This is a genomic window from Nesterenkonia alkaliphila (genome assembly GCF_009758175.1).
GTDB lineage: Bacteria > Actinomycetota > Actinomycetes > Actinomycetales > Micrococcaceae > Nesterenkonia > Nesterenkonia alkaliphila.
In genome coordinates, this window is record NZ_WRPM01000083.1 from 1 (window position 1) to 2406 (window position 2406).

The 2406-nt window shown below is 62.2% G+C and carries 4 protein-coding genes; 1 reads left to right on the forward strand and 3 read right to left on the reverse strand.

Translation table 11 applies throughout. From position 1 onward, the window contains the following. Window positions 1–569: integrase core domain-containing protein (locus tag GNZ21_RS11605; protein ID WP_232532825.1), on the forward strand; the 569-nt coding region annotated here is incomplete at its 5' end. A gap of 183 nt (window positions 570–752) precedes the next feature. On the opposite strand, the gene GNZ21_RS11610 is transcribed toward GNZ21_RS11605, so the two are convergent. From GNZ21_RS11610 to GNZ21_RS11620, 3 genes are read right to left on the reverse strand one after another with little or no spacing between them, the layout of a single operon-like run. Next, window positions 753–920, reverse strand: coding sequence for a hypothetical protein (locus GNZ21_RS11610; protein WP_157324524.1), 168 nt, complete (start codon window positions 918–920; stop codon window positions 753–755). Further along, the gene (locus GNZ21_RS11615) at window positions 907–1953 is read right to left on the reverse strand and encodes a glycosyltransferase family 2 protein (RefSeq protein WP_157324526.1); all 1047 of its coding nucleotides are present in this window, start codon (window positions 1951–1953) and stop codon (window positions 907–909) included. The genes GNZ21_RS11610 and GNZ21_RS11615 overlap by 14 nt, the downstream gene beginning before the upstream one ends. Further along, on the reverse strand, window positions 1950–2087 hold the full coding sequence (locus GNZ21_RS11620; protein WP_157324529.1) for a hypothetical protein: 138 nt from the start codon (window positions 2085–2087) through the stop codon (window positions 1950–1952). Before GNZ21_RS11620 ends, GNZ21_RS11615 begins: the two co-directional genes overlap by 4 nt. Window positions 2088–2406: the final 319 nt, after the last annotated feature.

Genomic DNA, 2406 nt, shown 5'->3' on the forward strand with positions numbered 1-2406 from the left:
GCCGACCCCACCACCCCGACATTCAAAACCAAGGAAATCCTGCCAACTACTTGACGCGGGACACCACCACGGAAGCCCCACAGGCCGGCGCGCCGAATGTGGTGTGGGCGGTGGACTTCCAATTCGACACCGATGAGACGGGCCGGGCGATCAAGATCGCCTCGATCGTCGATGAGCACACTCGCGAATGCCTGGGCGGGATCGTGGCCCGCAGCATCACCGGTGATGACCTCACCGCCCACCTCGACGCTATCGCCGCTGACCGGGGGCTTCCAGAGGTCCTACGGTGTGACAACGGCCCGGAGCTGATCTGCCACGCGATGGCCGACTGGGCCGGGGAGGTCACGGGGATCCACTACATCCCACCCGGTGCCCCGTGGCGCAATGGGTACGTGGAGTCCTTCAACAGCAGGATCCGGGATGAGTGCCTGAACATCACCAGCTTCTGGTCTTTGACCCATGCTCGGGTGATCATCGGCGATTGGAAGAAGGAATACAACACCATCCGGCGCCACTCAGCGCTCGGGTACCGCAGCCCGGCTGAGTATGCTGAAATCTGTACCCATTGAAGAAACCGCGGCTCGCATACTGCCCGGACCTACTCCCGGGGGCAACCCACTCCCACCAGGTTCCATAGTCTCGGTCCTGGTGCTTCTCACACATGGCGCTATGAGCCTCTGTCACGCGGTCGCAGCGGTCGTCGTGGCGCGGCCAGTAGTGGCAGGTGTCGAGTCCGGCGCAGGGGTCGGTGGTCACTGGTCATCCTTTACCTTGGTCCGGTGCCGGACGACGCCGACGATGGTGATGATCGTCAACCCAGCGAGGATAAGGACACCCGCACCTATGACGCTCCAGAGCACTGCCCCGGCTGTCCCTGTGGCCGCTAGTGTGGCGGCCTGTGTGCTGTCAGATCCGTACATCGGGGGCCTCCTTCTGTGGTGTTTCGACGTGGTGCCAGCTGCCTGCGGAGCCGGTGAGCTTCTGCCACACAGCTGCGACGTAGCTGGCCTGTAGGAGTAGCGAGTAGACCAACTCGGGGATGATGAGTGCCGCGAATACCCTGTAGCGCACCGGCTGGTCCCAGATAGTGAGCACCCGCTCGATGACGAACACGCCGCCAACGGCCAGCCAGAACAGTTGCGGTGCCTGCCAACCGTTGATCGCCACGGATACTGCGGTGGCGACGATCAGGGTCCACAGCAGGAGCACGGACACGGCGAGCATCACCTGTTGCCCCCAATAGGGTGCGGTGACGCGAGTGAATCCCATATCCATTACGTTCTGTAAAGCGCCTAAGTACCAGCGGCGACGTTGCAAGAACAGCATTCGTGGGGTGGGCATCATCTCTGTGATGGTCTTGCAGGCAACTGGTGACCGCAGTGTCCATCCGCACTCCTTCAGTGCGAGCGTTATCTTCATGTCCTCGGTGATGGTGGCGGTGTCGTACCAGTGGCCGAAGCGGTGTCGCACGTCCTCCAGTGCTTCCCACCGGATGAGTGCCGCCGTGCCACTGAGGACGAACACCTTGCCCGTGCGGTCGATCTGCTCGGCGTAGCGTTCCCATTCCAGCTTCTGGCACAGCTGCAGGTAGCCGTCTGGTTCGCCGCCGTGGAAGACCGCACCAACGCCGCCAACAGTGGGGTCGTCCAGCTCACTCAGGGCGGTCTCGATCCAGGTCGGCACCAGCTCAGTGTCGGCGTCCATCACCAGCACCAGTCCGGTGCGGTCCAGGGTTGCGAGCGCCTGGTTGAGAGCGCCTGCCTTGCGTGCCGTGTTGCCGATGGTCTCCATGACATCGACGCCAAGCGAGCGAGCGACCTCCACCGTCTGATCGGTGGAGTTGTCGCTGACCACTAGCACCCGGTCTGGTGAAACGGTCTGCGCTCGTAGGCTGGCGATAGTGGTCGGCAGCGCGTCGGCCTCGTTGTGCGCGGGGATGATGACGGTGATCATTCTGCGGCGTCTTTGCACGCTTCTGAGAAGAAGCCCCAGTCGAATCCGGCGTCTTCAAGCTGCGGTGTCAGCGCTTCAATCTCTGCCGATGCCGCATTGATTCCAGCAATGTCCATCCGAGCGGAGGTGTCCATCGCCTACGCCAGTGGCGCGGCGACGATGCCTACGATCTTGGTCTTCTTGGACAGCTTGGGCTTGGGGGTGTTGGGTGTGGTGCTCATGGTTTGGTCTCACATTCGTTGCAGAGTTTTCGGGCTCATCCCAATCGGGGGTGTAGGAGTTGGGGTCTGAAGCCGCCGGTCTCGAGCAGGCTTCGGGATTCTTCTGCTCTGGCATGACTCCATGATCCTTTCCAAGCAATGGAGTCTCCAACAAACCCAGGGCACTTCAAACCGGCCCAAGGAGGTGCACCTGGGCCTGGCCGACCCCACCACCCCGACATTCAAAACCAAG